Annotated in this window: 24 protein-coding genes; 18 read left to right on the top strand and 6 right to left on the bottom strand. The window is 43.3% G+C overall.

Features of this window, described 5'->3' with window-relative positions; all coding sequences use genetic code 11:
- The first annotated feature begins 1 nt into the window (after nucleotide 1).
- The 10 genes from tssE to BSZ04_RS07940 all read left to right on the top strand — a co-directional run bounded on the left by tssE (nucleotide 2) and on the right by BSZ04_RS07940 (nucleotide 13,845).
- Complete coding sequence (gene tssE / locus BSZ04_RS07895; RefSeq protein ID WP_088880095.1) at nucleotides 2-463, top strand: type VI secretion system baseplate subunit TssE; 462 nt, start codon at nucleotides 2-4, stop codon at nucleotides 461-463.
- Nucleotides 460-2,283 (top strand): type VI secretion system baseplate subunit TssF, encoded by a 1,824-nt coding sequence (gene tssF / locus BSZ04_RS07900; RefSeq protein WP_088880096.1) that lies wholly within the window; start codon nucleotides 460-462, stop codon nucleotides 2,281-2,283. The genes tssE and tssF overlap by 4 nt, the downstream gene beginning before the upstream one ends.
- Nucleotides 2,280-3,245 carry a type VI secretion system baseplate subunit TssG gene (tssG, locus tag BSZ04_RS07905; protein ID WP_088880097.1) on the top strand — a complete coding sequence of 322 codons (966 nt, stop codon included), beginning with the start codon at nucleotides 2,280-2,282 and terminating at the stop codon, nucleotides 3,243-3,245. Before tssF ends, tssG begins: the two co-directional genes overlap by 4 nt.
- A gap of 11 nt (nucleotides 3,246-3,256) precedes the next feature.
- Entirely contained in the window at nucleotides 3,257-5,812 is a 2,556-nt protein-coding gene (gene tssH, locus BSZ04_RS07910; protein WP_088880098.1) for a type VI secretion system ATPase TssH, read from the top strand.
- Between the two features lie 207 nt (nucleotides 5,813-6,019).
- Nucleotides 6,020-6,499, top strand: a complete 480-nt coding sequence (locus BSZ04_RS07915; RefSeq protein ID WP_038886696.1) for an Hcp family type VI secretion system effector — start codon at nucleotides 6,020-6,022, stop codon at nucleotides 6,497-6,499.
- Nucleotides 6,500-6,546: 47 nt separating this feature from the next.
- A complete protein-coding gene (gene tssI / locus BSZ04_RS07920) occupies nucleotides 6,547-8,382 on the top strand; it encodes a type VI secretion system tip protein TssI/VgrG (RefSeq protein ID WP_088880099.1) in 1,836 nt (611 codons plus the stop codon).
- 9 nt (nucleotides 8,383-8,391) lie between these two features.
- Complete coding sequence (locus tag BSZ04_RS07925; RefSeq protein ID WP_010452246.1) at nucleotides 8,392-8,682, top strand: PAAR domain-containing protein; 291 nt, start codon at nucleotides 8,392-8,394, stop codon at nucleotides 8,680-8,682.
- Nucleotide 8,683: 1 nt separating this feature from the next.
- Nucleotides 8,684-9,514, top strand: a complete 831-nt coding sequence (locus BSZ04_RS07930; RefSeq protein WP_151899061.1) for a hypothetical protein — start codon at nucleotides 8,684-8,686, stop codon at nucleotides 9,512-9,514.
- A gap of 125 nt (nucleotides 9,515-9,639) precedes the next feature.
- Nucleotides 9,640-10,779, top strand: coding sequence for an exonuclease SbcCD subunit D (locus BSZ04_RS07935; RefSeq protein WP_088880101.1), 1,140 nt, complete (start codon nucleotides 9,640-9,642; stop codon nucleotides 10,777-10,779).
- 9 nt (nucleotides 10,780-10,788) lie between these two features.
- Nucleotides 10,789-13,845, top strand: a complete 3,057-nt coding sequence (locus BSZ04_RS07940; protein ID WP_088880102.1) for an AAA family ATPase — start codon at nucleotides 10,789-10,791, stop codon at nucleotides 13,843-13,845.
- A 101-nt stretch (nucleotides 13,846-13,946) separates the two neighbouring features.
- Here BSZ04_RS07940 and BSZ04_RS07945 read toward each other — a convergent pair whose 3' ends face one another.
- Complete coding sequence (locus BSZ04_RS07945; RefSeq protein ID WP_010451617.1) at nucleotides 13,947-14,327, bottom strand: cystatin domain-containing protein; 381 nt, start codon at nucleotides 14,325-14,327, stop codon at nucleotides 13,947-13,949.
- A 373-nt stretch (nucleotides 14,328-14,700) separates the two neighbouring features.
- On the opposite strand from BSZ04_RS07945, the gene BSZ04_RS07950 reads away from it, so the two are divergent.
- The 7 genes from BSZ04_RS07950 (at nucleotide 14,701) to BSZ04_RS07985 (ending at nucleotide 20,030) form a co-directional block, all read left to right on the top strand.
- Nucleotides 14,701-16,386 (top strand): immunoglobulin-like domain-containing protein, encoded by a 1,686-nt coding sequence (locus tag BSZ04_RS07950; RefSeq protein WP_088880103.1) that lies wholly within the window; start codon nucleotides 14,701-14,703, stop codon nucleotides 16,384-16,386.
- 184 nt (nucleotides 16,387-16,570) lie between these two features.
- The gene (locus BSZ04_RS07955) at nucleotides 16,571-17,113 is read left to right on the top strand and encodes a P-loop NTPase family protein (protein ID WP_088880104.1); all 543 of its coding nucleotides are present in this window, start codon (nucleotides 16,571-16,573) and stop codon (nucleotides 17,111-17,113) included.
- Nucleotides 17,114-17,230: 117 nt separating this feature from the next.
- Complete coding sequence (locus BSZ04_RS07960; protein WP_010451622.1) at nucleotides 17,231-17,476, top strand: hypothetical protein; 246 nt, start codon at nucleotides 17,231-17,233, stop codon at nucleotides 17,474-17,476.
- A 70-nt stretch (nucleotides 17,477-17,546) separates the two neighbouring features.
- Nucleotides 17,547-18,200, top strand: coding sequence for an aspartate/glutamate racemase family protein (locus tag BSZ04_RS07965; RefSeq protein WP_088880105.1), 654 nt, complete (start codon nucleotides 17,547-17,549; stop codon nucleotides 18,198-18,200).
- Entirely contained in the window at nucleotides 18,187-18,615 is a 429-nt protein-coding gene (locus tag BSZ04_RS07970; RefSeq protein ID WP_088880106.1) for a hypothetical protein, read from the top strand. The genes BSZ04_RS07965 and BSZ04_RS07970 overlap by 14 nt, the downstream gene beginning before the upstream one ends.
- 27 nt (nucleotides 18,616-18,642) lie before the next feature.
- A complete protein-coding gene (locus BSZ04_RS07975; RefSeq protein WP_088880107.1) occupies nucleotides 18,643-19,170 on the top strand; it encodes a histidine phosphatase family protein in 528 nt (175 codons plus the stop codon).
- A 338-nt stretch (nucleotides 19,171-19,508) separates the two neighbouring features.
- The gene (locus BSZ04_RS07985) at nucleotides 19,509-20,030 is read left to right on the top strand and encodes a lipocalin family protein (RefSeq protein WP_088880108.1); all 522 of its coding nucleotides are present in this window, start codon (nucleotides 19,509-19,511) and stop codon (nucleotides 20,028-20,030) included.
- A gap of 17 nt (nucleotides 20,031-20,047) precedes the next feature.
- Here the strand turns inward: BSZ04_RS07985 and BSZ04_RS07990 are convergent, their stop codons facing one another.
- Nucleotides 20,048-20,827 (bottom strand): AraC family transcriptional regulator, encoded by a 780-nt coding sequence (locus BSZ04_RS07990; RefSeq protein ID WP_088880252.1) that lies wholly within the window; start codon nucleotides 20,825-20,827, stop codon nucleotides 20,048-20,050.
- A 128-nt stretch (nucleotides 20,828-20,955) separates the two neighbouring features.
- On the opposite strand from BSZ04_RS07990, the gene BSZ04_RS07995 reads away from it, so the two are divergent.
- Complete coding sequence (locus BSZ04_RS07995; RefSeq protein WP_088880109.1) at nucleotides 20,956-22,077, top strand: multidrug effflux MFS transporter; 1,122 nt, start codon at nucleotides 20,956-20,958, stop codon at nucleotides 22,075-22,077.
- Between the two features lie 113 nt (nucleotides 22,078-22,190).
- On the opposite strand, the gene BSZ04_RS08000 is transcribed toward BSZ04_RS07995, so the two are convergent.
- The 4 genes from BSZ04_RS08000 to ltaE form a co-directional block, all read right to left on the bottom strand.
- Nucleotides 22,191-23,186, bottom strand: coding sequence for a succinylglutamate desuccinylase/aspartoacylase family protein (locus tag BSZ04_RS08000; protein ID WP_088880110.1), 996 nt, complete (start codon nucleotides 23,184-23,186; stop codon nucleotides 22,191-22,193).
- A 106-nt stretch (nucleotides 23,187-23,292) separates the two neighbouring features.
- Nucleotides 23,293-24,825: a putative basic amino acid antiporter YfcC gene (gene yfcC, locus BSZ04_RS08005; protein ID WP_005426784.1), complete on the bottom strand. Its 1,533-nt coding sequence runs from the start codon at nucleotides 24,823-24,825 to the stop codon at nucleotides 23,293-23,295.
- A 218-nt stretch (nucleotides 24,826-25,043) separates the two neighbouring features.
- Nucleotides 25,044-25,370 carry a c-type cytochrome gene (locus BSZ04_RS08010; protein WP_088880111.1) on the bottom strand — a complete coding sequence of 109 codons (327 nt, stop codon included), beginning with the start codon at nucleotides 25,368-25,370 and terminating at the stop codon, nucleotides 25,044-25,046.
- A gap of 81 nt (nucleotides 25,371-25,451) precedes the next feature.
- The gene (gene ltaE, locus BSZ04_RS08015; protein WP_088880112.1) at nucleotides 25,452-26,456 is read right to left on the bottom strand and encodes a low-specificity L-threonine aldolase; all 1,005 of its coding nucleotides are present in this window, start codon (nucleotides 26,454-26,456) and stop codon (nucleotides 25,452-25,454) included.
- Nucleotides 26,457-26,466: the final 10 nt, after the last annotated feature.

Raw genomic sequence — 26,466 nt, forward strand, 5'->3', positions numbered from 1 at the left:
TATGGTCGGTGCATCAATAATCGATAAGCTAATAGATAGTGAGCCTTCATCTCGAATCGAAAAAGACTTTCCGATCACACAGCAATGTGTTCTTGATAACTTATTGAGGGATTTAGAAGCAATGCTTAACAGCCGTATTGGTTGGACGGCATTACCTGATGATTTGTTGGAATTGCGTTATTCGATACTGAACTATGGTTTACCTGACTTTTCATCAATGCCATACAGTAGCCAAGATGGGCAAAAGCAGTTATGTGACATTGTAAGCTCTGCAATTAAAGAGTTCGAACCTCGTTTGAAAGAGGTATCTGTATCCATTGCAAATGAAAATAACTCAATAGACCGCTCTCTAAGTTTAAGAATTGGAGCGGTGTGCTTGATCGACAAAAGCATGCACAAAGTTACGTTTAATTCTGCAATTGAACCAGTCAGCCTAGGAATGAAACTGAGTAAAGCAAAATGAGCGAAGATTTTCTAAAGTATTATAATCGTGAACTGGCTTATTTACGCCATAAGGGACAGGAGTTTGGGGAACAGTACCCTAAAATTGCCTCTAGGCTACGAATTAGTGAAGAACAAGTAGATGACCCTCATGTTGAACGTTTACTCGAAGGCTGTGCTTTTTTAACCGCTAGAATCAGGCAGAATTTAGACAACAGTTATCCTCAGTTTACTGAAGCCTTAGCTGGGCAGCTATTTCCGGATTTTCATGCTCCAATTCCATCAATGTCGATCATAAAAATGCGTTGCTCTGACTCTACCACAGATCATTTTGAAGTACCGGTAGGGGAAAAGGTAGTAATAGGAGCCCCTGGTTTTAAAGAATGCGAGTTTAGAACGTGTTATCTCACTAAGATGTTTCCAGTTGAAGTGGTGAGTAGCTCGTTCGAAAACGCACCGGTAAAGCCGGTAGGATCGAGATGGGAATCGAAAGCGCAATCTATGCTAAAGGTCTGTCTCTCATCAAATGATGAGGAAAGTTCATTAGCCGATTTAGGTGTTGAATCTCTAAAGTTCTATCTAAATGGCCAACCTCAACTATCTTTGCGACTTTATCAGATGGTATTTCAACACTTGATTGGGATTTCATTTGTTATTAATGGCAAGGAAGTTCATTCCGTTTCGAAAAGATGTATTAAAGAGGTCGGATTCTCCGATTCAGATCGAGTTGTACCATATAGTAAAAGAAGCTTTTCAGGATCGCGTTTGCTTGTTGAGTACTTACATTTTCCTCAAAAATTTATGTTTTTTGAGCTAGATAAACTCCAATACGACATGATTGGTAGCACTCATGAGTTGGAGATCAATTTCTATTTTGATGTAAGTGACGATTGGCTACCTAAACAAGTGGGTGAGGATAGTCTCATGCTTGGTTGTACACCAATCATCAATTTGTTCCAAAGTACGATGGAGCCCCATCGATTAACACCTTCGGATTATGACTATCATTTGGTTCCTCAATACCAAGATGCAGAGAGCACAGAAGTTGTTTCTATCTCTGATGTGACCTTAAGAAACTGGAATAAAGCATATAAAAACCTCCCTAGTTATTACTCTGGTGAGCATACCCATTACCTAGGAAGCGGTGAAATATACTGGCTGATGAGGAGAGAAGATAAGAACTGGGCAGGGGGATATGATGAACCTGGGCGAGAAAGCTATTTGTCTTTCGTTGACAAAAAGCATCAAATCTTCGCTCCCGAAAGTAGAGAAAATTGGTTGATGTATGTCCAAGCTAAATGTTGCAATCGAAACCTTCCTCAAAAGTTGCCATTCGGTGGCGGGCTTCCCGAAGTAGCCTTACCCGACGTAAATGACAATTTCTCTAGTGTGAAGTGCCTCACTTCTTTATCTGCAACCATTAGAGCAGAAATGGATGAAAGCACCCGTTGGCAGTTAACCAAGCTTTTGACTCTGAATCATTTTTCTGGCGAAGATGGGTTATCTACATTAAAGCAGACACTAAACCTCTTCGCTTTCAATGGTACAGCAGAAACAAAGGCGCTAGTTGATTCATTAGTTCATCTTGAATACGAGAAGACCACGGGACGTATAAGCGCTGGAGGCAAAGTAGGCTTTGCGCATGGAATCAGAATTACGCTGATGATTTCCGACCAAATTTTACCGCCAGAGCAGATTTTTCTATTAGGAAGTGTACTGTCTATTTATTTTTCTCAATACGCTGAAGTCAACATTTTTACCCAGCTAGAGGTAAAACTTAAGTCGACCGGTAAGCGCTTTCATTTATGGCCAGCGATGACAGGAGAGAAGCCACTCCTATGAATGCAGAACCGTTCTTTGACGAAATAACTAAGCATCCCTTGTTTGAGGTTCTTCACCTTCTTGAGTTTGAAGTATTAAAGCGTGAGGCTCAAATTGGAACCGATGCTCTACCAAAAAATGAACGCATTAATCTGAAAGTCAATGCAAAACTAGGGTATGAGAACAACCAAGTTTGTTGTGTTGAACGGGGAGGCAACGACCGTTTACAAGTCAAAACAAACTTGATTGGGCTGATAGGAGAGCAGGGCGTTCTACCGCAACACTATAGTGAGCTTGCACTAGCGAGGCTGCGAGAGAGCGATTCAGCAATGGTCGACTTTTACGACATTTTTAACCATCGCCTGCTCTCTTTGTATTATCGAAGTTGGCAGTTAAGTCAGGTAACGGTCCAAGTACGAGCTCACTCGAGAATGGAAAGGTCACCTTATGCAGACTGCTTGAATTCAATCTCCAGCGATAATAGTCATTTAGCGCAACACTTTGGCGGTTATCATTCTTCACCAGTTAAAAGTAAATATGCGTTGAAGAGCATTATCGAATCCTTAGCAAGTTGCGACGCAAAGGTTCATGAATTTAAAGGGCAATGGCTGTATCTGAAGCCGAAAGAGCAGACTCGTTTAACATCTAACTCAAATCCAGAGGGGCAGTTTTCTCAGTTAGGAAATGGCGCATCAATTGGAAAACGAGCATGGGATATTAATGCCAGTGCAACAATAGAACTACTTCCAGAAAAGTCAGAACAAGTGAGCGAGCTCCTTCCATTTCATGCTCGGCTAAAAACAGTCAAGCGTGCCGCATCAGCATTCATAGGCGAACACAAACAGCTTCACTGGAAGCTAACAACACAACATAGCATGCTTCCTAAAGCGCGTCTGTCTAAGCAACAAGGGCAGCTAGGTTTTGGCTCTGTTTTAAAAATACATGATCGTACAGAAGATCGTGAAATAACAATTAATATTTAAAGGGAAATAAAATGGCTTCGTTATCATTATCAGCGTTGGTTGAGCGGTTGTCACCTCATGCTAAAGAAACATTGGAACAAGCAGCGGCATTGGCAAGCTCGCGGACTCACCATAGTATTGAATTATCCCATTGGCTTACAGCAATAATTCAGCACCCAGAAGATCTGTATTTAGATGTGTTCGACAAGTTAGATATAGATAAGCAAACGGTACTGAATGAATTACTCACTCAGTTGGAAAAATATAAGACAGGATGTGAAACAGTCCCTGGTTTATCTGCACATACAGTGACCGTTATGCAAAATGCATTTATGGCTGCAACTATTGAGTTCAAGCAAGATAAGTTGACTTGTATTCATGTGCTATACGCTTATTTGTCTGATGATACGCTGATTAATATGTTGAGTGCGGTGAGCCCTGAATTAAGTCAAATCGATCCAAATAAGTTGTTAAATCTTGGAGAGCATACCGAAAGCAAAACACATGTGAGCCAGACCGCTGGTGGAGCTTTAGAGCAGTTTACCATTGACCTGACTGAGCAAGCACGACTGGGACTTATTGATCCTGTGATAGGTCGAGATGATGAAATCAGGTTAATGATAGATATTCTTCTAAGGCGTAGGCAGAACAATCCCATTTTAACTGGGGAGGCTGGTGTAGGTAAAACTGCAGTGGTCGAAGGTTTAGCGCAGAGAATAGTGGATAAAGATGTTCCCCCTGCTTTGCAAAATGTATCGGTCAAGTCTCTTGACCTAGCCCTTTTGCAAGCTGGTGCGGGAATGAAAGGGGAGTTTGAAAATCGTTTAAAAAATCTAATTAAGGAAGTTAATCAATCAGTTGATCCTGTCATTCTGTTTATTGATGAGGCTCATGGACTTATTGGTAGCGGCGGACAAGCTGGTCAAGGTGATGCAGCCAATATACTCAAACCAGCTTTAGCTCGAGGGGAACTCCGAACGATTGCTGCAACAACTTGGGCAGAATACAAGAAATACTTTGAAAAAGATGCAGCCTTAACTCGGAGATTTCAAGTTGTTAAAGTTGACGAGCCATCCACTGAGTTAGCGATTGATATGTTACGAGGTTTGCTGACGGTTATGGCAGACCATCATGATGTATATATTACTAGCCAGGCTTTGGCCTCTGCTGTTCAACTTTCTGCTAGGTATATCAATGGTCGTCAACTCCCGGATAAGGCAGTCTCAGTTCTTGATACGGCTTGTTCTAGGGTTGCGTTGAGTCAGTCATCAACGCCAGGATTGCTAGATTCTAAACGCAAGAAATTAACCTTGAAAGAAGAAGAACTCACCCAGTTATCTAAGGAAGCTTTATTTGGTTCAGATCTCGGACATAACGTTGGCCAAGTTGGTCACGAAATTGAGGTGTTAAAGGGAGAAATAATAGCGCTAGAAGAACGTTGGCGTGAAGAAGTTGAGTGGGTCTCTCAAGCAAAAGCATTACGTCTAAAGATAACCGAAGATGGTTTAGATGAAGATAGACGAGAGCTAGTGGAAATAGAAGAAAAACTGTCTCTTAGCGCAGATCCGCTTGTATTCTCGCATGTGAATGAAACCTTAGTTGCGGAAGTTATATCAGACTGGACTGGTATTCCACTTGGTAAACTTCAAAATGATGAAATTGAAGCGGTACTGAACCTGAAAGACAGTTTGTGTGAAAGAGTCGTTGGGCAAGATCATGCTTTAGAGGTTATGGCAGAAGTAATAAAGACTGCCCGAGCTCAACTTATGGATGAGACTAAACCTAATGGTGTCTTCTTACTAGTCGGGCCAAGTGGTGTAGGCAAAACAGAGTCTGCACTAGCTATCGCGGAGAAGGTCTATGGGAGTGAAGATAGTGTCACGACAATCAACATGTCTGAATTTAAAGAAGAGCACAAAGTTTCCTTACTATTGGGTGCTCCACCTGGGTATGTCGGCTATGGTGAGGGAGGAGTTCTTACTGAAGCCGTAAGGAGAAAACCATATAGTGTAATTTTGCTTGATGAGATGGAAAAAGCTCATCCTGGAGTACAAGATATTTTTTATCAAATCTTTGATAAGGGAATCATTAAAGATGGCGAAGGACGTGATATTGATTTTAAGAACACGATTATAATCATGACTGCTAATACAGGTTCTGATACGACTACCACTTTGTTTAGTGACCCAGAACTTGCGCCAGATCCTCAATCACTAAAAGAAGCGCTACGTGAAGACTTACTTAAGGATTTCAAACCAGCGTTTTTAGGGCGAGTCAATATTTTACCATACGTACCACTTAGCAAATCAGTATTGATTAATATTAGTCAGCTAAAGATTAATAAGATAAAAGCGCGAGTTTTTGACCATTATGGTGCAACTCTTACAGTTACAGATGATTACATCTTACATCTAGTAGAAAGTAGCAATGAATCTGAAAGTGGTGCGAGGGCCATTCAAACCATGATGGAAAACCTTCTTCTTCCTCGAATTTCTAATGAAATATTGTCGTCAGTTCTCAGTAATAAGAAAATTAAAGATATTTTTGTGGATTATACCAATGATGAATTAATTGTCTCAGTTTCTTAACATCTGTTTCATTGAAAAAGTAAACTGAGAAGAGAATCGAATTAAATTAAATTTAAGTAATTCAGCGCTTAAAAATATAACAAAATAAAGTTATAAAAGTTTGTATTTAAAACTAACCTTTTGATACATGAATCAATAATCATTTCACTTAGCTGATATGATTTTAATATAGTTAAATGTCAATTATTAATGCTATAGGAGATTAGCATGCAGTCTAATACGTATCTTAAATACGCAGATATTAAAGGTGAGGCAACTGCTGAGCAATACAAGGATTTAATCACACTGCTATCTGTTGACTGGAGTGTGGGCCGTGAGATTTCGTCATACACTGGTACAGCAATGGATCGTGAAGCCAGCGCGACTCGTTTGTATGATCTTACTATCACTAAACTTCAAGATCGTGCTTCACCAGATTTGTTTAAAGAAGCAACGATCGGTAAAGGTAAACCTGCTGTTTTCCACATCACGAAGCAGGGTGAGAAAGTAGAAGAAATCATGAAGATCGAACTTACAGATGCAATGATTTCAAACTACTCAGTATCAATTCAAGATGACCGTCCAATGGAAACAATCACTATTTCCTACACAGAAATGATGATGACAGTGACACCGACGGATGATAAGAACAACACTTCTGCGCCACTTGTATATGGCTATAGTGGTGTTAAAGGTCAACAAATGTAATTTGGCTGCGGGGGCAAATGTCCCCGCTATTCTTAAAGAAGTATGTAATGAAAAAAGCGACACAAGATAATAACTTTATAAGCATATCTACTCCTTTTGGGAAAGATGCCGTTATTTTGAATTCCTTTGAATACAGAGAAAAGGCTTCAGAGCTTTTCTCATTGCGTGCCAATGCCTACTTTAATGGTCAAAAAGGTGAACTAAATAGTATTATTGGCAATGAGGTTGTCATCACACTTGAGAATAATAAAGATGTTTCTTCTCAACCAAGATATTTTCATGGTGTTGTTTCAAGAGCAAAACTAACTGGAACAAGAATAAGTAAAGAAAATGATGGCGAGAACTATAAGAACATAGAAATTTTTATTGAACCTAAATTTATATTTTGTCAATACCGTGTTAATTGCAGAGTTTTCCAAAACAAAGACTTGAAAGAAATTATTTCTGAAGTTTTGTCGGAACATGGAGTTTCATTCAGCTTCAAGTTAAATAAAAGTTACCCAAAATATACTTATAGAGTTCAATACGAAGAGTCTGACTTAAGCTTTGTAAAGAGAATATTGGCTGAAGAGGGTCTATCATTCTGCTTTGTGCATTCGAAATCTTCTCATACTATTGAAATATTTGATGATGTAAGCTATTACAAGCCAGGGGTGGAATTTATGGTAGACCATGACAGTGGTACTGCCAGTGCAAGTCACATATCTGCCTGGAGTGAAAGCCAAGCTATTGCTACGAAAGCAAGCCATAAAACGGGTTTTAACATGTTAAAGCCAGCGGCTTTCCCGAAAAACAGTGTAAATGGTGCTTCGGCGTTATTTACCATTCCCTCCAGTGAGCACTTTGAATATATGGGAGAGTCCGAGACTGCCGACCATTATGCTTCTAGGAATATGCATGCAATTGAGTCAATTCAACAAAACATATACTTATGTGGTGGAGAAGCAACATGTCGAACCTTTACGGTTGGTAAGTGCTTTAAATTTAAAAAACATGAAGATAAATCTCGAATAGGCAAAGAGTACGTTTTAGAGTCTGTTGTCTTATCAGCTTCTGTTTTCAACCAGACTGGCCAAGGTGGTACCGCCTCTCAAGGGGTAAGGGTTGCATTTACTTGCGTTGATTCGACAACGATTTTGCGTCCGGCAGTAAACTATGTGAAACCGGAAATAAAAGGGCTACAAACCGCAATTGTGACTGGTAATAAAGATGGTGAGATATACATTGATAAACATGGTCGAATTAAGGTCCAGTTTCACTGGGATAGGAAAGGCAAGTACGATGTAAACAGCTCTTGTTGGATTAGGGTCGCTCAGAATATCGCTGGCAATGGTTGGGGAGCAGTTTTTCACCCTAGGGTTGGTCAAGAAGTAATAGTTGAATTTGTTAATGGTGACCCCGATCAACCAATAGTTACTGGGGCTCTATACAACGGTAGTCAGTTACCTCCTTATTCGTTACCAGAGCAGAGTTCACAAAGCGGTTATAAATCGCGTTCTATCCAGAAAGGTGCTAGCAACTTCAATGAGTTACGCTTTGATGATAAACCAGGTGAGGAACATATTTACCTTCACGCCGAAAAACTCTTTCAAATGCTTGTTGAAGATAATGTCGAAATCTCAATAGAAAACTGTCGAACCGAGCAGGTTACTAATGATTCGATGCAAACTATAGGTAAAAACCTGTCAGTTGAAGTGGGCGAGAACTATTCCGGAGATATCGGGAAGTCACTTGCTTTAAAAGCGGGTAAGAGCATTGAAATTAAAGTCGGAGGAGCATCAATAGAGATGTCTAGCTCTGGAGAAATTAACATCAAAGGGAGCAAGATATCTATTAATGGATCTGCGATTGCACTAAAAGCGGGTCAAATCTCTCTTAACTAAGGAGGAGTCATGGGTAAGCCTTCGGCAGTGATTGGTAGTTTTCATGTCTGTCCTAAAAAAACAGGAAAGATCCCTCATGTTGGTGGGCCTGTAGTGATGGGATCCCCCAATGTTAAAATTGGGGGGATTCCCGCCGCAAGACAAGGAGACAAGCTGGTATGCGTTGGACCGCCAGACAGTATTTCCGCAGGTTCATCTAGTGTAAAAATCAACGGAAAAGCAGCAGCTCGTGCTGGTGATGCAACCTCCCATGGAGGACGAATAGTTATAGGAAACCCAACTGTACTCATTGGTGGTTAAATTGACGTTAGGTTTTGAAGCACAGATGGTATGTTTAAATGGACGCGAATTCTCTAGCATTAAATCGCTCTTCGACTTTGCTGATCCCAACATCTCAATGTCAATGAATCCACTGCAGCACCATTTAGATAGTAGACCGAGCGAAACTATCAGCTCCTATGCGCAACAGCTTAAGAATTTCTGTATTAAAGGAACTTTGATTGTTCTTTTACCCGCCGATACTGAAAAGCATGAAGTTCAATCCACGATGCAAATGCTAAGAGCGACAGTTGAATTTGAAAGTGATACTAAATTTCAAATATATCCATACGGAAATGCATCTTTCTTGCTAGCGCTTTCTCATATTGAAAGAGTAACAAAGCAAAACGATTGCTGGATTTTGGCTATACAGCCAGCTACCAATCAGGCACAAACAAAGCTTAATAACGGTGCGCTCATCTTAGCTAGAGCGTTCCCTTGTGATACAGGACTTGAGTGTTTGCCTGCTAGAGTTGACCTCGCAAACTCCACCAATCAAGGCGCGATTGACAAGGTAGTGTCGCAGCTATCATTCAGAAGTAGTTCCTTGTTTACCTCGCTCTCCTTATCTCTCGATGCTAATGAGCCACTTTGGTTAAATTCAATAAAGTATCTGGTTCCTTGGATAACGGAAGCAACGAACTACGAATTTCTAGATGCTAAATTGGGCTTTCTTGGTGTATGTGGTGGTTTGTTGAAAGCAATAAATGCATTCGAGAAACAAATTAGGGATCCCGAAAAGGGCTTTCATCAATTACAGCTAGATATCGAGCCCAGAGGGTACGTAGTTGGTACAACATATACGTGGGTTTGAGTGTTGAAAAACGTATAGCTTTATTTGCTGTGTTACTTGATAAACCACATGAAAAGCATACGAACTCACGATATCCTAGGGGGATAATAAGATAGCGCCATGTTGATGGCAGAAAGTGAATTCGAATGAAGTTTATCCATACCTCAGATTGGCACCTTGGCCGACAGTTTCATAACGTCTCTTTACTTGACGATCAGCAAGCGGTTCTTGACCAGTTAATCCAATACATTGAACACAACCCAGTTGATGCAGTGGTGGTTGCTGGTGATATTTATGACCGTTCTGTCCCACCAACCATCGCAATTGAACTACTGAATAAAGTAGTAAAGCGCATCTGTGGTGAGCTAAACACGCCGATGATTTTGATTTCTGGCAACCATGATGGTGCAGAGCGTCTAGGTTTTGGTTCAGAACAGATGAAAAATGCGGGTCTTCACATTATCAGTAACTTCGAAGACATGCTTACCCCTGTTGTTATTGAAACCGAAAGCGCAGGGCAAGTGGCTTTTTATGGCATGCCTTATAACGATCCTGAACAAGTCCGTTTTGCCTATCAAGAACCCGTTTCGACCCACGATCAAGCGCACAAGTTACTTGCCGAGAAAATCACTGAGCATTTCCAACCAGAGCAACGCAACGTATTAGTCAGCCACTGTTTTGTTGATGGTGCCATTGAGTCTGAATCAGAGCGTCCACTATCGATTGGTGGCTCCGACCGCGTCAGTCATGAGCATTTCCTCAAATTCGACTATGTAGCGTTGGGGCATTTGCATCAGCCACAGAAAAAAGGCGAAGAGTACATTCGTTATTCTGGCTCACTGATGAAATACAGCTTTGGTGAGCAAAACCAAAAGAAAGGTTTCACGCTGGTAGAAGTCGACCAAAACGGGTTTGTCTCGGCAGAGCATGTTGATCTTTCCGCACCTCATGAGATGCGAATCATTGAAGGTGAACTTGAACAAGTAATAGAGCAGGGCAAAACGGATCCGAAAAACGAAGACTACTTGCTGGTACGTTTGATGGATAAGCACGCAATCTTAAACCCAATGGAAAAGCTACGTACTGTTTACCCAAATGTTTTGCACCTAGAAAAACCGGGCATGTTAATTGGTGTCGAGCAGGAAATGGCGCAAGCGAAATTGGCGAGAAGTGAGATAGATATGTTCCGAGACTTCTTTTCAGAAGCGCAAGACGGCCAATTATCGCAAGAACAAGATCAAGCGATCAGTGACATCATCAAACAACTTTCTCAGCAAGCTCAGTAAGGACCAAACATGAAACCTATTAAACTGACAATGCAGGCTTTTGGTCCGTTTGCTCAAACAGAAACGATTGAATTCGACAAGCTGGGAACTAACCCTCTGTTTCTTATCAACGGTCCTACTGGTTCGGGTAAAACCTCGATCCTCGATGCGATTTGTTTTGCTCTTTATGGTGAAACGACGGGTAATGAGCGCCAGGGTATTCAAATGCGTTGCGATATGGCAGCGCCAACGTTATTGACCGAAGTGACGCTAGAGTTCTCTTTACACGGCAAGTCTTATCGAGTAATTCGCTCACCAGAACAAGAAGCACCAAAGGCGCGTGGTGAGGGTATGACGGTGCGTAAGCATACCGCAGCTTTGTATGAGATTACGGACGAAGAAAAGCTCATCACTAGCAAAACAACGCAAGTAAAGACAGAAGTGACCAATATTATTGGCTTGAACGAAACTCAGTTCCGCCAAGTGATGGTGCTGCCACAAGGTAAGTTTCGAGAGTTGTTACTTGCGACGTCCAAAGAGCGTGAAGAGATCTTTGGTCAGCTATTCCAAACGGATATCTACAAGAAGATTGAATATGCGCTGAAAGACAAAGCGAGTGCCATTAGCAAAGCCAAAGACGAGTTTGATAACCAAATTCGAGGCGCACTGCAGGTTGCTGGTGTTTCTTCCGAAGTGGAGTTAACAGAGCAGCGTGAAGCGTTATCTGTTCAATTTGAATCTGTACAAAAGCAAGAGCAAGAATCTCTGGCGCAATTAAATGCGGTCAAAACTGATCTGCAAAAAGCAGAAGCATTGAGCAATGAGTTTAAAAAGCGCGAGCAAGCCGAAATTGCATTGAAGCAACATTTGGAACAGAGCGATGCTGTCTCATCACGTCAATTGCAGTTAGACAATGCGAAGAAGGCAAGCAAGGTTGAGTTGCCTTATGTCACGTTACAAAACGCCTCAAAGCAAACGCAAGAGCTTGAGCAAAAGGTGGCTAAGCTATCTCAAGATCTTACTGTGGCAAATGACGCGGTAAAATCCAAAGAAGGCGCATTGCAAACCGCGAAAGAACAAGCCGCACAATTGCCAAAACTGACAGAGCAGCAATACCAACTTGAAGGCATGAAAGGAAAGTTGGTTGAAAAGTCAGAGCTAGAGAAAGCCATTAACGCAGGTTTGACGCAAAAATCCGAGTTTGAAGCAACACTGAAGAAATATAGCGCTCTGAAAGAGAAGTTAACGCTAGAGGCGCAACAAGGTCAGAAGTCACTGGATCAAGCTCGAGTCGATGTTGCAAGTATTGGCAGTGTAGAGGCTGAGATAAAACAGCAACAACGTTTGATGCAAGACCTACAGAAACTCACTGGCTTAAACCAAGAGCTAGCGAAATTGGATGCGTTGACACCTAGTAAACAAGCTTCGGTTGACCAAGCAAAAGCGCGATATGTAGAACTTCAACGCTCAGCAGATACACTTGAATTGAGCTGGCACAATGCTCAAGCCGCTGTATTGGCTCAGCGCTTACAAGCCGGTGAAATGTGTCCGGTGTGCGGTAGTGTAGAACACCCTCAACCCGCTCAATTTGTTGGTGAAGAGGTCACTAAGGATCAAGTTCAAAACGCTCGAAATATAGAGCGAGAAGGACAAGTTGTGCTTAACCAATTGAGCAATCAGTTGGAGCAGCACAATATCGCAATCGGACAATGCAAGCAGCAGATTGAGCAACTATCCGTTGAGCTTGGTCAAAACGCATCAATGGATTTAGGCACGTTACAAACGTCCATGCATCAGTTCAACGAACGTTTACAGCAATTGTCATCGATTAACTTGGCTCAGTTGGAACAAAGCGTCAATGAGTTAAACCAGCGTTGCATCACTGGGGAAGGTAAGATCAATGATCTGCAAAACCAGATGGCAGCAAATGAATCGACGATAAAAGTGAACCAAGAGCAATTGGCTAAACTCTCAGCTTCGTTAGATGCTAAGTACTCTTCTCTTGAAGTTCTTGAGCAAGACATTGTTGCGATTCAAAAACAGATTGCGGAGTTAAATTCCGCTTTAGAAAATGCACAAAATCATTTGCAACAAGCGGTGCTTGCGAAGGCCAATATTGAAAGCCAACTGACAACCAATCAACAGTGGTTGAATGAAGCACTCGATCGTTTGAGCGCAGCCAAAGCTGATTGGGCGCAAGCGTTGCAGGCGAGTGCATTCGAGGATGAAGCGCAATTCCTAGCATGTAAAGTTGATGAAGCCGAGATGCAGGTTTGGCAGCAAGAAATTGAGGCGTTCAAACAGACTCAAATCAAGCTAGAACAAACATTGGCAGACTTGAGTTCCACGTTGAAAGACTTGGCGTTGCCTGATTTAGAAGGTCTTAACGTTAAATTAAACAGTGTTCAGCAAAGTTACGTTGAAGCGCGTAATCAGCTTGATAGCACGCGCTCTTTGTTTGAACGTCTAGAGAAAGTCCGCAATGACATCGCGACGTTACATGATAAGAACACTAAGTTAGAAGACGAATATAAAGTGTTTGGTACCTTGTATGACGTTGCTAGCGGTAAAACGGGTAGTCGTATCAGTCTGCACCGATTTGTCCTTGGTGTGTTATTAGACGACGTGTTGATTCAAGCGTCACAGCGCTTAAGTCTGATGAGTAAAGGCCGCTATATCTTGGCTCGTAAAACTGAAGGCTTCAAAGGTGCGGCAGGACGAGGCTTGGATTTGGTAGTTGAGGACAGCTACACAGGTAAAACGCGTGATGTTGCGACGTTATCAGGTGGTGAATCTTTCATGGCAGCGTTGGCATTAGCGCTCGGTCTATCTGATGTTGTGCAGTCGTACAGTGGCGGTATTCGCTTGGATACGCTGTTTATTGATGAAGGTTTTGGTAGCTTAGACCCGGAATCTTTGGATCTTGCGATTCAAACCTTGGTCGACTTACAACAAACGGGTCGCATGATTGGCGTGATTTCTCACGTATCTGAGCTGAAAGAGCAAATGGCGCAACGCATTGATGTTGAACCGTCGCGACTTGGTTCTACAGTTTCTGTGAAGTCTCAGATGGCATTTGATTCTTAATCGGTAAAGGTAAACGGTAGCGATAAGCATTGATAAACAAAAAGCCCCGCTAGATTACGGTGTAAAATAGCGGGGCTTTTTGGTTCTCAGTCTCGAAGCATTTATTGTTCGCAGAAGCGACCTTCTTTCGGTGATTGTGTAATCGCATACTCACCATCAAGGTTGCGGTAAACAACCGTGTTCCAAACTGAGCCGTCATTCAATTCAAACTCTATCGCGTAGTTCACACCACTCACAATTTGTGCATGAACGGACAAGATCTGTTTAAACGAAGCGAGAGTTTCCATTTTGTTTAGGACAAAGGCCATTGCCTTTTGAGCGTCTGGGGTAGCATCGAATTCATTCCACCCACCTGGCATATTTCCTTGTGTATTACATACATCTGCCGAGGTTGTTGGCTGTGTCGCTTCATCTTGAGTTTTTTGCTGGCATCCGACAAGCAAAATCAAGATTGCGCAAGCTGACACGGTTTTTAATTTCATAAAATTAACCTCTGTTTGCAAGCACGTATTATAAAGCTCGGCGTTAAAGCACAATGTCTACGTTGTGCAAACTTTTGATATGCAGAGGGTTAAATCCTGATGAAATCGTTGCGAGCGAGCTCCAAAAAAAGAAGATTGGTTAAGTTTTTGTAGGATTTTGATAGAACGTCACGCTTAATTGCGAGCGTAGCTTTACGGTTCATTTCGCGTCGTGAATTAAGATCACAATTATAAAATAGACATTAAAAACATAACTTTGTAAGTGTATCTGTTTTCTTATCTCAGCCATATAATCCAAACGAAATTCATTAAGTGCCAATACAAAGTACTGAATGATTGTTGTGATGAAGCAAAATGGATGAGAGGTAACACGATGAAGCAAAAAGCGCTATATCTAGCAGTAGCATTGGGTTTAAGTGGTCTTTCAAACGTAGCATCCGCTAATGAGATGGTGAATCCAGATAGTGGTGTCGTAGTCGGTTATTGGCATAACTGGTGCGACGGGGCTGGTTACAAAGGCGGCAATGCACCGTGCGTGACGCTGGATGAAGTTGATCCTATGTACAATGTGGTTAACGTCTCCTTTATGAAGGTGTTCAATACCAGCGAAGGCCGTATTCCAACTTTTAAGCTCGATCCAAATATTGGCCTTTCAGAACAACAATTTATTGATCAAATTGGCGCACTAAACCAACAAGGACGCGCCGTTCTTATTGCGCTTGGTGGTGCGGACGCACACGTTGAGCTGAAAACTGGCGATGAACAAGCATTCGCACAAGAGATCATTCGCCTGACTGACAAGTTCGGCTTTGATGGTCTGGACATCGACTTAGAGCAATCTGCAGTAACCGCGTCAGACAACCAAACCGTAATCCCAGCTGCACTTCGTCTTGTAAAAGAACACTATCAACAGCAGGGTAAAAACTTCCTAATTACGATGGCGCCTGAGTTTCCATACTTAACAGAAGGTGGCAAATACGTTCCTTATATCACTGGATTAGAAGGGTACTACGATTGGATCAACCCTCAATTTTACAACCAAGGTGGTGATGGTATTTGGGTTGAAGGTGTGGGTTGGATCGCGCAAAACAATGATGCGCTAAAACAAGAATTCATTTACTACATTTCAGACTCTCTATCGAACGGTACACGTGGTTTCCATAAAATTCCGCATGACAAATTGGTGTTCGGTATTCCATCTAACATTGATGCAGCAGCAACAGGCTTTGTACAAGATCCTCAAGATCTTTACGACGCGTTTGACCAACTTAAAGCGCAAGGGCAGGCACTTCGTGGCGTAATGACATGGTCGGTGAACTGGGATATGGGCACAGACAAGAATGGTCAGGAGTACGGTGAAAAATTTGTGAAGGATTACGGTCCGTTTATCCACGGGCAGACTCCACCACCGCCAAGTGAAGGCGAACCGGTGCTTAGCGGCATCAGTGATGTTCGCGTGCATCACGGTAGTTCATTTGATCCGTATGCAGGTGTTACCGCGTCTGATAAAGAAGATGGAGACCTAACTAACAGCATTACTGTTGAAGGTTCAGTTGATGTTAACACCGTTGGCACATATGTTTTGGTTTACAGTGTAAAAGACAGCGACAACAATGAAACCAAGCAAAGCAGAACAGTTGTTGTTTACAGCCTTGTGCCTGAGTTTGAAGGTGTCGCGGATACAACTATCCAGCTTGGTGATGCATTTGACCCAATGGCAGGTGTAAAAGCCACGGATGCAGAAGACGGTGATTTGACTGATCAAGTACGTGTAGAGGGCAGCGTAGATGTTAACGTGCTAGGTGTCTACGACTTGGTTTACCGAGTAACGGATAGTGCAAATCAGACTACGACAGCTCAACGCTCTGTGATTGTTTCTGATGGCAGCAGTTACCCTCCGTATGAATCTGGAAAAACGTATGAAGCAGGTGACATTGTCACAGGTTCAGATGGCAACTTGTATCAATGTAAACCATGGCCATACACGGGGTGGTGTTCAAACCCTTCTTATGCGCCAGGTGAAACCACTTATTGGTCAGACGCGTGGGATAAGTTGTAATTAGTTCATTTGCAAGCCTCCTTAATTGGAGGCTTTTTTATGCGCGTTGCTTCACATCTTATTGAACCTACACTAGAACTTTAAAGCGTAATCATTAGTATCTCGCCTCCGCATTTTCCCGACTTACCTATAGTTGGAGTGCGTCGCTCTTTGTCAATTTGGTACGGTCACCTAGGAGGATTTAATGAAAAGGATCAATGTAGTAGGCAGCAGTGGAAGCGGTAAATCAACGTTTTCAAAGCAGCTCACAATGAAATTAGGTGTCACGTACGTAGAAATGGACAGGTTGTTCTGGCTTCCCGATTGGAAAGAACTCGATGATGAGACGTTCTTCGATAAAGTCGTGGACGTAACTCAACAAGACGCTTGGGTACTCGACGGGAACTACAGCCGAACGCAACCATACAAATGGCAAAGAGTCGATACCATCATCTGGCTCGACTATTCACGTTCTATCACCACTTATCGCTCCGTCACTCGTGCTATCAAAAGGGCATGGACTCAAGAAGAGTTCTGGGAAGGAACTGGCAATAGAGAAAGTTTTAGAAAAGCGTTTTTGAGTAAGGATTCGATTATTTGGTGGTCGGTTAAGAATTACCGAAAGAATCGGAAGCGTTATTTAAAACTGAAGGAGGACTTAAAAGGTTCTCCTGTCGAGTTCATCCACATCACTTCGCCCAAAATGGCAAAAGATTTTTTGCTTTCTCAGGATTTTATAAATAAATAGCTAACTTATTTAAGTGACTTTTCGGCAACGGCTCGCAGCTTTGCGAATTTATAAAACTCACCCCATTCAAATGATGAATACTATCATGGTTACCGTCGTATTTATTGTGGAGGTATTATGATCGGTTACGAGGAAATGGCGATATCCGGCTACCTAGGTTGGTTACTCGTTGTTTTGTTGGTTTACCCCTTTGCTTATGTTGGTATTCACATCGGTATATTCGACATAAAAGTCCGTACCAAAGTTAGCCGCTATTTCAATCGCACCGTATTAGTCCTGATTGCATTTCTGCTGATTATGCATATGCAAACGGAAGTGATTTATGGCAAGTATTTTCTCGACCTTTGGGAAGCACAACAATAACTCTGATCGCATTAATTCCCATTGCCTTGTGTTAAGTTGTCGGAAGTGAACTAAAAATCGATAACTTAGCATGAAGCCATACGACCTTTATTTTCTGCATACTTCACCCGTACACATTCAACCTTTCTCCGAACTGATGACAGAGCTCGCACCTGATTTAAAAGTCGCACACTTTGCCGATGCTGACTTGTTGGAACGTTTGGTTGCTGGGGCGGACGAGTCTAAGGTGAAGCAATCAGTACAAGACAAAGTACGCGAACTTTCGCAGCAAGCAAACTTGGTGGTTTGCACCTGTTCTTCAATTGGTCGCTTTGCTGAGTCGCTTACAGAGCAGGGAATCAATGTTCAGCGTATCGACCGCGCAATGGGTGATCAAGCCGTAACTCATGAGAGAGTGTTGTTACTTGCGGCATTATCGACAACGATAGAGCCGAGCTTGGCGTTACTTGAGACGAGTGAGGGCAATTGTATCTGTCAGTTAGATACGTTTGTGGTTGAAGGTGCATGGGAACGCTTTCTCGATCAAGATAATCAAGGCTATTACGACAAGATCAAAGCGGTAATAGAGCAGAAAGCTCGTGATTATGACGTAATAGTATTAGCACAAGCTTCGATGTCAGGTGCGGCACCATTAGCTGATGTCGACATTCCAGTATTAAGCAGCCCGCGTTTAGGCGTAAAAAGGGCAATTGAAACCTTGAGGACATTCCATGCAAATAACTAATTGGATTCAGCTTTGCTTTCGCGAGCTGGAAGGTGCGCCCATCAAAGAACATTCCGATATCGAAGCGTCGTTTGCGGAGTCCGAACGTTTCTCAAAATGGAAGGCAAGCAAAAGAGAAGTACGCTTGGAGGAGGTGAGAGACCGTTGCTGGATCAAGAGCTGCACAGGTGGCTACATCACAGAGGTGCACTTGCATGCGGATGGTTCACTTGATGAATACACCTTGTTTGGACGTCTTCACACCAAAGGACATTGGGAGCTAGAGGCTGGCGTACTTCATATCACCATCTACAAAGGAGAAAACACTTATGAGCTCTCTGTTGTGGGAAATCGTAAACCTTCCATCCACTCTGCGATTGAATACAAAAATGGAGAAGTGCACTCCTATCTAAAACTGACTCCAATTTCTCAATAGCAATTTAACAAGGACGAGCACCACAATATGGACATTGTATTCGTAAGGCATGGCGTGCCAGATTTTACGTTAGCGGATGAGCGGCAGATGACCCAACTTGAGAAGGACTATGCGCCACTTTGTCGAGAACATTTGCCTGCGTTGCAGGAGAAACTCAATCATGCAGTATTTGACGATGCTGATATCATCATCAGCTCACCTTATACGCGTACTCTTCAAACTGCAGAAATTCTCAATCGCCATCGCGGGTTACCATTGTTTATCGAGCATGACTTAAGAGAGTGGCGTGCTGACAAAGATGGTGGCTACATTACGTTAAATGAAAGAGACCGACGTTGGCACGAATATCGAGAGCTATTAAAAGCAGGTATTCCAATGACTGATACCCGCTACGAACATGTTGACGAGTTAAAAGCGCGGGCAGAGTTGGTGTTGGAGCGTTACCGTCAATATCGAAAGGTTGTCGTCGTGAGCCACTTTAATGTGTTTGAAGCACTGCAAGGTTTCCAAGACGTAGGACTGTCCTGTGGAGAATTTAGGTACATTCGTTTTTGATCGATTTCTTATCTTCTATAGTAAAATCAGGCATTAGGGTCTGTTGACCTTTTGAGCTGATTTTTGCAGCAGTTTGTGGGTTCTTCCTTCTTTATAAACTAAGAAAGTGGCAGAGGCTTTGAAATGTAGTTGCCCTACCTGATAAGCCGATAACGCAGTAGAAAGGAGCCACAAACGCTGCCCGAAGGGTTCGGCTAAAAGCGTTTTACTCTTTGTTGAGAGGATTTTGCTTAGAATAACTAGGCTACAAACCTCTCGCCGCGATTAAAACGCTTTTATCTCGAACAAAATTTAACCGCAAAAGGTCAACAGACCCTAGTTTAATTTCAGGTTGCTGTATGAAATCTCTTAAAACATTTTTACTTTTGTCCCTTGCAACGTTGTTTGGCTGTACGTCTAAACCGGATGGCGTGGAGCCGGTCAACAACTTTGAACTTCAACCATATCTAGGTAAGTGGTATGAAATTGCGCGCCTTGATCACTCTTTTGAGCGCGGTCTATCGAATGTGACGGCTGAATACGAGCGCCGTGAGGATGGTGGCGTAACGGTTATCAACCGAGGTTATTCAGAAGAAGATAAAGAATGGACGCAAGCTGACGGCAAAGCGTATTTCGTTGATGATGAAAATACAGGGCATTTAAAAGTGTCTTTCTTCGGTCCGTTTTATTCGTCTTACATCGTATTTGAGCTAGGCGAGAACTACGACTACGCCTTTATCTCTGGTTTCAATTACGACTATCTATGGCTGCTGTCACGCACACCAACCGTCGATAAAGCAACGATTGAGCGCTTCAAACAAGTAGCTAAAGATAAAGGCTTCGCGTTGGACGAATTAATTCTCGTAGACCAAACCAAATAAAACACGACGTAATCGGCCTATAGCAACGATCTGTGTTTCATAAAATTCAGTGGTGTCTGTCCGGTTTGTTTCTTAAAGAACGCAATAAATGCGCTATCTGATGAGAATTCCAGACAATGTGCAACATCACTGACTTGTCTTTCTTCACATAAGAGTTCAATAGCTTTAAGCAGTCGCCATTGTTGACGCCAATCTTGATAAGACATCCCAGTCTCAGCCTTGAATAGGCGCGTGATGGTTTTGCTGCTCGCGCCAACGGTTTGGGAAAGTTGGTTTAACTCAGGTGCTATAAAATCACACTTGGTCATCGCCTTGCGAAATCCAGTTAAACGCCTATCAGAGGGCAAGGGTAAAGAGAACTCAAATTGCTTCGCTTGGTAAAACTCTTCCCAAAACAAAGCGCTCGTTGCTTGGGTTTTCGTTTCTTCAATATCCCACTCCCATAATGCCATTTTGTCGATCAGTGCTTTTAAAAGATCGTTCACTTCAATCATCACGATATCATCTGGGCAAGTGTGTTTACTGCAATCGAAATAGAGCGAACGGTACGCAACAACGTTGGTCATGACGGCTCTGTGGGAAGTATGCGGCGGAATCCACACCGCTTTAGTTGGAGGTAAGATACAAATTGAGTTATCGAGTGCGAACGTCATGCAGCCTTGTGGCGCATAGAGCAGTTGTCCTTTCTGGTGTTCGTGCATTCCCGAATCATGTTTGCCAACATCCGCTGCAATGCCAACCACACTCGCGGCAATCGCGTCCGCGTCAAATCGAGTATTATCGTCAATAATTGCCATTTGTCCGAATCTTAATGTTTTTGGTTTTAATGTTGTTAATGGGTAAAGCATAACGCCTTCTATACTACACTCCAAGTTAAGTTCATTACCCACGTAAACATCTATAGGAGTGGGACAGAGAGGTAAAAATGAAAACGAAACCTTCTATTGGGTTGATGGTAGTTATGCTGATGTTTCCCCAAATTGTGGAAACCATTTACAGCCCGGCACTAGGCAATATTGCTCAGTCGTTTGCTGTGACGTATTCCCAAGCGGCGCAAACCCTATCCATCTATTTTTCTGCGTTTGCTATTGGCGTGGTGGTTTGGGGAATCTTGGCAGATAAGTGGGGAAGGCGCCCAACCATGTTGGCGGGGTTGTTGGTTTACGGTGTCTCTGCTTTGGTCGCTATGCAAACAGAAAGCTTTGATGTCGTAATGCTGGCACGAGCGTGCAGTGCTTTTGGTATTGCGGTTGGATCAGTCGTGACACAAACCATGTTAAGAGACAGTTTTTCTGGTGATGAGCTAGGCAGAGTATTCAGCGTAATGGGTATGGGGATTTCTATTAGCCCTGTGGTTGGCATGCTGATCGGCGGTCAGTTAACAGCACTCGGTGGCTATGAACTTGTCTTCTTTGCTTTGTTTATCATGGCGCTTGTACTGCTGTGCTACAACGCGGTAAAGCTGCCTGAAACACAAACTCAGAAGCAGCCATTAGAGATCGGTTCTTTGCTAGGACGAATGTTGAAAGACGCTCAAATCTGGCAATCTGCATTGTTGGTTGCGCTTTACAACATTGCTTTGTTCGCATACTACCAACTGGGCGCATTCACCTTTGAACAACTAGGACTAAATTCGGAGCAGTTCGGATACAGTGGTGTGATATTGGGCATTGGCACGTTAATCGGTAGTCTGATGAACAAATCATTGTTAGCAAAAGGTCGCTCTCAAACGAATCTACTTTGGATTGCATCAACACTCTTGGCTATCGGTGGCTTTGGTGTGTTTATGCTTCAAGACTCGGTTTGGTTCTTAGCGCCAATGCTGTTCGTGGTTATGTCATTTGGTATAGCCATTCCAAATGTGCTGAGTTCTGCTCTAGTGGATTACAAGCAACAAGCAGGTAGTGCCGGGGCAGTGTTAGGATTAATGTACTACTTGATGATTGGTTCGGGTCTAGGTTTGGCTGGAATGATCCAAAACCTTGGATTTGTTCTTATGTCGTGTGCAGCTTTGGTTTTATTGGTGACATTGTCACGCAAAGTCTAACTGAAGAAATGGTGAAGAGAATAACAAAGAAAAGCCCTGCAAGTTGTGCAGGGCTTTGTGTTATTGGTTTGAGTCTAACAGACTGAAATTAGGAACTATTAAATTCAAAGGTATTACTTAATTAGTCGAACAACCAAAGAGCCTGGTGCGCGGATCGATTCAATGTTGTGGCTCAGCACCGTGCCTTCTGTTGGCGCCGTGTAACGCTGAATTTCATCACCAAAGCTGTCGTATTGAATCGCAACCAATTGACCTTGCTCTACCTTATCCATCATCTTCACTTGTGGCAGTACAAAACCACCCAATTCAGCGCGAATGCTGATGATGTCTTTGCCTTCTGTGCAAGGAGTGATTTCTGCAACTTCACCAGTCACTATGTCATGACGAGCGAGGATATTGAAGATGCCAGTCACAGTACGGTTGATCAGCTCTTGTTCTGTGTAACGCCCCATGCCTACTTCAATGGTGATGCTCGGAATACCGCTGTTGTTCCAGACGGTCTCAAGTACACCAGCGTCTCCCGGATCGTTAAGAATCACATCTGGGTTAATAAGGCGAGCCATTTCCAGAGATTGCTCGATACGGAAATCGGCAAATACGTACAGCGGGTACGCAGCACCACTGGTCTGGGTATGCAAATCAATCGCCAGTTCTGCGTTCGGCTTAAGAAGGTTATTCCACAAAGCAAATAGGAAGCGGTTTGCTTCGTTGCCGTTTGCATCCCCAGGGAAGAAACGGTTTAAGTTTGCAGGAGATGCATCAGGATCTGCAGAGAAGAAGTCACGGCTGTGGTTCAGCATGCCAGTTAGGTTGATGGTCGGAACGACAGTTACAGTACCTGCGATGTCTTTACCAATCAGCTCACGAGCGGTCTTTTGAGCTGCTAAAACACCATTGTATTCATCACCATGAACACCTGCTGTGATCATGATTTTCTTACCCGGTTTTTCGCCTTTGAAAACCAACACAGGCAAATGTTGCCATTGAGATAGGGCGTTAGTTGCGATACGGAACCAAAACTTATGCTCGCCTGCAGGCAAGTCTGTTACGTCAAGAGATTGAATGACTTGATGACCTTGAACCACGTCATCCAGAAATTGTGTTGCCATTAAAGTTGTCACTCCAAAACATCTTACTTCGATGCTTGTTTGCCATACGGCTTGAATTAAAAAAGGCGAGAACTTGTCTCGCCTTGTTACTTATTTGGTAATCAGTTTACGCAAAACCCATCACGTGAGCTGCGACGACGACAATGCTCGATAGGGTAAAGAGTAATAGCATAAAGCGCCAGCAGAATTTCGCCCAGTCACCCCAGTCGATACGACACACACCCAGTGTTGCCATTAGAGACGCTGAAGTTGGAACGATAACGTTAGTGAAACCGTCACCAAGTTGGAATGCTAGAACCGCAACCTGACGTGTAACGCCAGCGATGTCTGCAAGAGGAGACAATAGAGGCATTGTTAGTGCTGCTTGACCAGAACCTGAAGTCACGAAGAAGTTGAAGATAGATTGGAAAACATACATCAACCAAGCCGCAGCAACGTCAGGAAGACCGCTGATCACGCCACCAGCGCTGTTCAGGATCGAGTTCAGTACGCTCGCTTCATCAGTAGTACCGCCACCTAGGATAAGCAATACACCTTTCGCACAACCAACCAATAGAGCAGGAGCAAGCATGATTGCTGCACCTTCTTTAAATGCGTCAGCCGCGCAGTTTAGCGTCATGCCGTTCAGACGGAAGATCGTACCGATAATCGCAACGACAAAGCCCATAGTGAAGAATTGAGACGCGATTTCTGGGATGTACCATGCGTTAGCCACTACGCCCCAAACGACCCATACCGTCGTTGCGATAACCGTAAGGATAACCAGCGTGTCACCTAGGTTCCAACGAGAGTCGTGGTCACCAAGCTCTTGCTGACGGAAGTATTTGTCAGTACGACGGCTGTAAGAAAGCTCAGGGTTTGCTTTGATACGTGCAGCATAGATCATAGTGAAAGCAATACCAATTGCGGTAAACGCAGCCCAAAGACCCATACGCACAGTCATACCAGACAGAACGGGAATACCAGCGATGCCTTGTGCGATCGCTACCGAGAATGGGTTCATCCAAGACGTTGCGAAACCAATCTGAGTTGCAACGTAGGTCACCATTACCGTGGTAATACCGTCGTAGCCAAGGCGAACCATAAGTGGCGCGATGATAATCGCAAATGCAACGGCTTCTTCTCCCATACCAAATACTGCGCCGCCCAAAGAGAACAGCAAGAACAGAACTGGAATGAACAGCGCTTCGTTACCTTTGGTCTTATCGATAAGGCGAAGGATACCGTTGTCGATTGTGCCTGTGCGCATTACCACGCCGAAAGCACCACCAATAACCAGCATGAACATGATAACGCCAATCGCGCTGCCCCATTTAGAGCCTGAAACCAGACCTTCGAATGGGAAGTTCATTAGACCAATGCCACCGCCTGAAGCGAACAGTCCAACCTTGTTGTAAACCAATTCACCGTTTTCGTCGGTTGCATAAGAGAAAGAAGATGGATCGATAACTGTGCGAGTTTTTTCTGCACCGTCGACCATGTACGTCACCTGTTGGCTATCGAAATGACCAGCAGGAATTAAGTAGGTAAGAATCGCAGCAAGAATACCAACAATGAAGATCAAAATGAGGGTATCAGGCATCTGCCATGATTTAGGGGTTGCCGCCGATTCCGATGGCTGAGCGTGTGTGTGGGACATAACCTATTTCACGTCGAATTATAGAAAGCATGAAATATCGATAAAATAGAATAAAAAGTCAATGTTAACCGAGTTTGCGAACTATAAATTCATCAATAATTTGATCTGGAGAGGGTTAGGTTGTTTATCAATGATTTAATGGTTAATTGTTTTGGTGAGATGTTGTGTGAATGAAAACGGAGTTAGGACTTGTGGCGATTCACAAGTCCCATAACTATTCACTTTTCTGAATGAGGTGTCTGCTGTGAATAAAATGCAGCAACATCGCGTAAATCTTCATCATTCAACATGCGTAATTGGGCTGCCATCATCTCTGCCAAAGGACCTAAACGAAGCCCGTCTTGATAGGCTTTCATTGAATCATACAGATACTGAGCATTCTGGCCAGCTAGGTTAGGGTAAACGTCGTTAGTCGTTATGCCATTCGAGCCGTGACAATAGACACAGCTTGGTGATTTGAGTTTGCCTTTTTCTGCGTCACCGAATGGTTTCGCCACAACAGAGGAAGAGAGAATAAGAGACGTCAGAAGCACGTATCTAAACATGGATAGTTCTCGAATTTAAAATATTGGTTTCGAGATAGAATAAAGCTTCCCCTTAGGGGAAGCTCAATGATCAAAATCAAGTTAAAGCATAGATTTAAGGCTAGATAGGAAAGTATCGATGTCTTGTGCCGAAATATCTTTATGCGTCACGAAGCGGATTGGGTTTCCTGGCGTAATCGTGATGCCTCGCTCCTTCATCTTTTCTGCAATACCAGCGATATCCACTTGTGGATCAAGCTTGGCAAAGACGATGTTGGTTTGAACAAATTCTGGATTAACAGAGAAACCAGGCAATTCCGCTAAACCCTCCGCCAAGGTTTTTGCGTTGATGTGGTCTTGTTTCAGCTGTTCCACTTGTTCGGTAAGAGCAAGTTTGCCTGCTGCAGCAAGAATACCCGCTTGGCGCATACCACCGCCGACCATTTTTCTTAGGCGGCGTGCTTTTGCGATGTACTCTTTACTACCAAGCAGCAGTGAACCAACAGGGGCAGCCAGACCTTTCGACAGACAGATGGTCATTGAATCAAAGTACTGACCAATCTCTTTCACTGGAACATCAAGCGCAACGGCTGCGTTGAATACGCGAGCGCCATCTAGGTGCATCTGCAAGTTATGTTTGTTCACAAACTCACGAGCCTCCGCGAGGTAGGAAAGAGGAATCACTTTACCGTTGATGGTGTTTTCTAGACTAAGTAGGCGAGTACGTGCAAAGTGCGCATCATCTGGCTTGATAGCGGCTTCTAACTTATCGAACGGCAAAGTGCCGTCTGGGTTGTTTTCAATCGGTTGAGGTTGGATAGAGCCGAGTACCGCCGCGCCGCCAGCTTCGTACTTATAGTTATGCGCTTGCTGCCCACATAGGTATTCGTCACCACGCTCACAATGCGCCATTAAGCCAAGTAAGTTTGCTTGCGTGCCAGAGGTTGTGAACATTGCCGCTTCAAAGCCCGCAAGCTCAGCAGCAAATTGCTCTAACTCGTTAACGGTTGGGTCATCACCGTACACATCATCGCCGACAGGAGCGGTAAACATTGCTTCACGCATTGCTTGGGTAGGTTGCGTAACGGTATCTGATCGAAAGTCCATAATTCTCTCC

The organism is Vibrio rotiferianus, assembly GCF_002214395.1.
GTDB lineage: Bacteria > Pseudomonadota > Gammaproteobacteria > Enterobacterales > Vibrionaceae > Vibrio > Vibrio rotiferianus.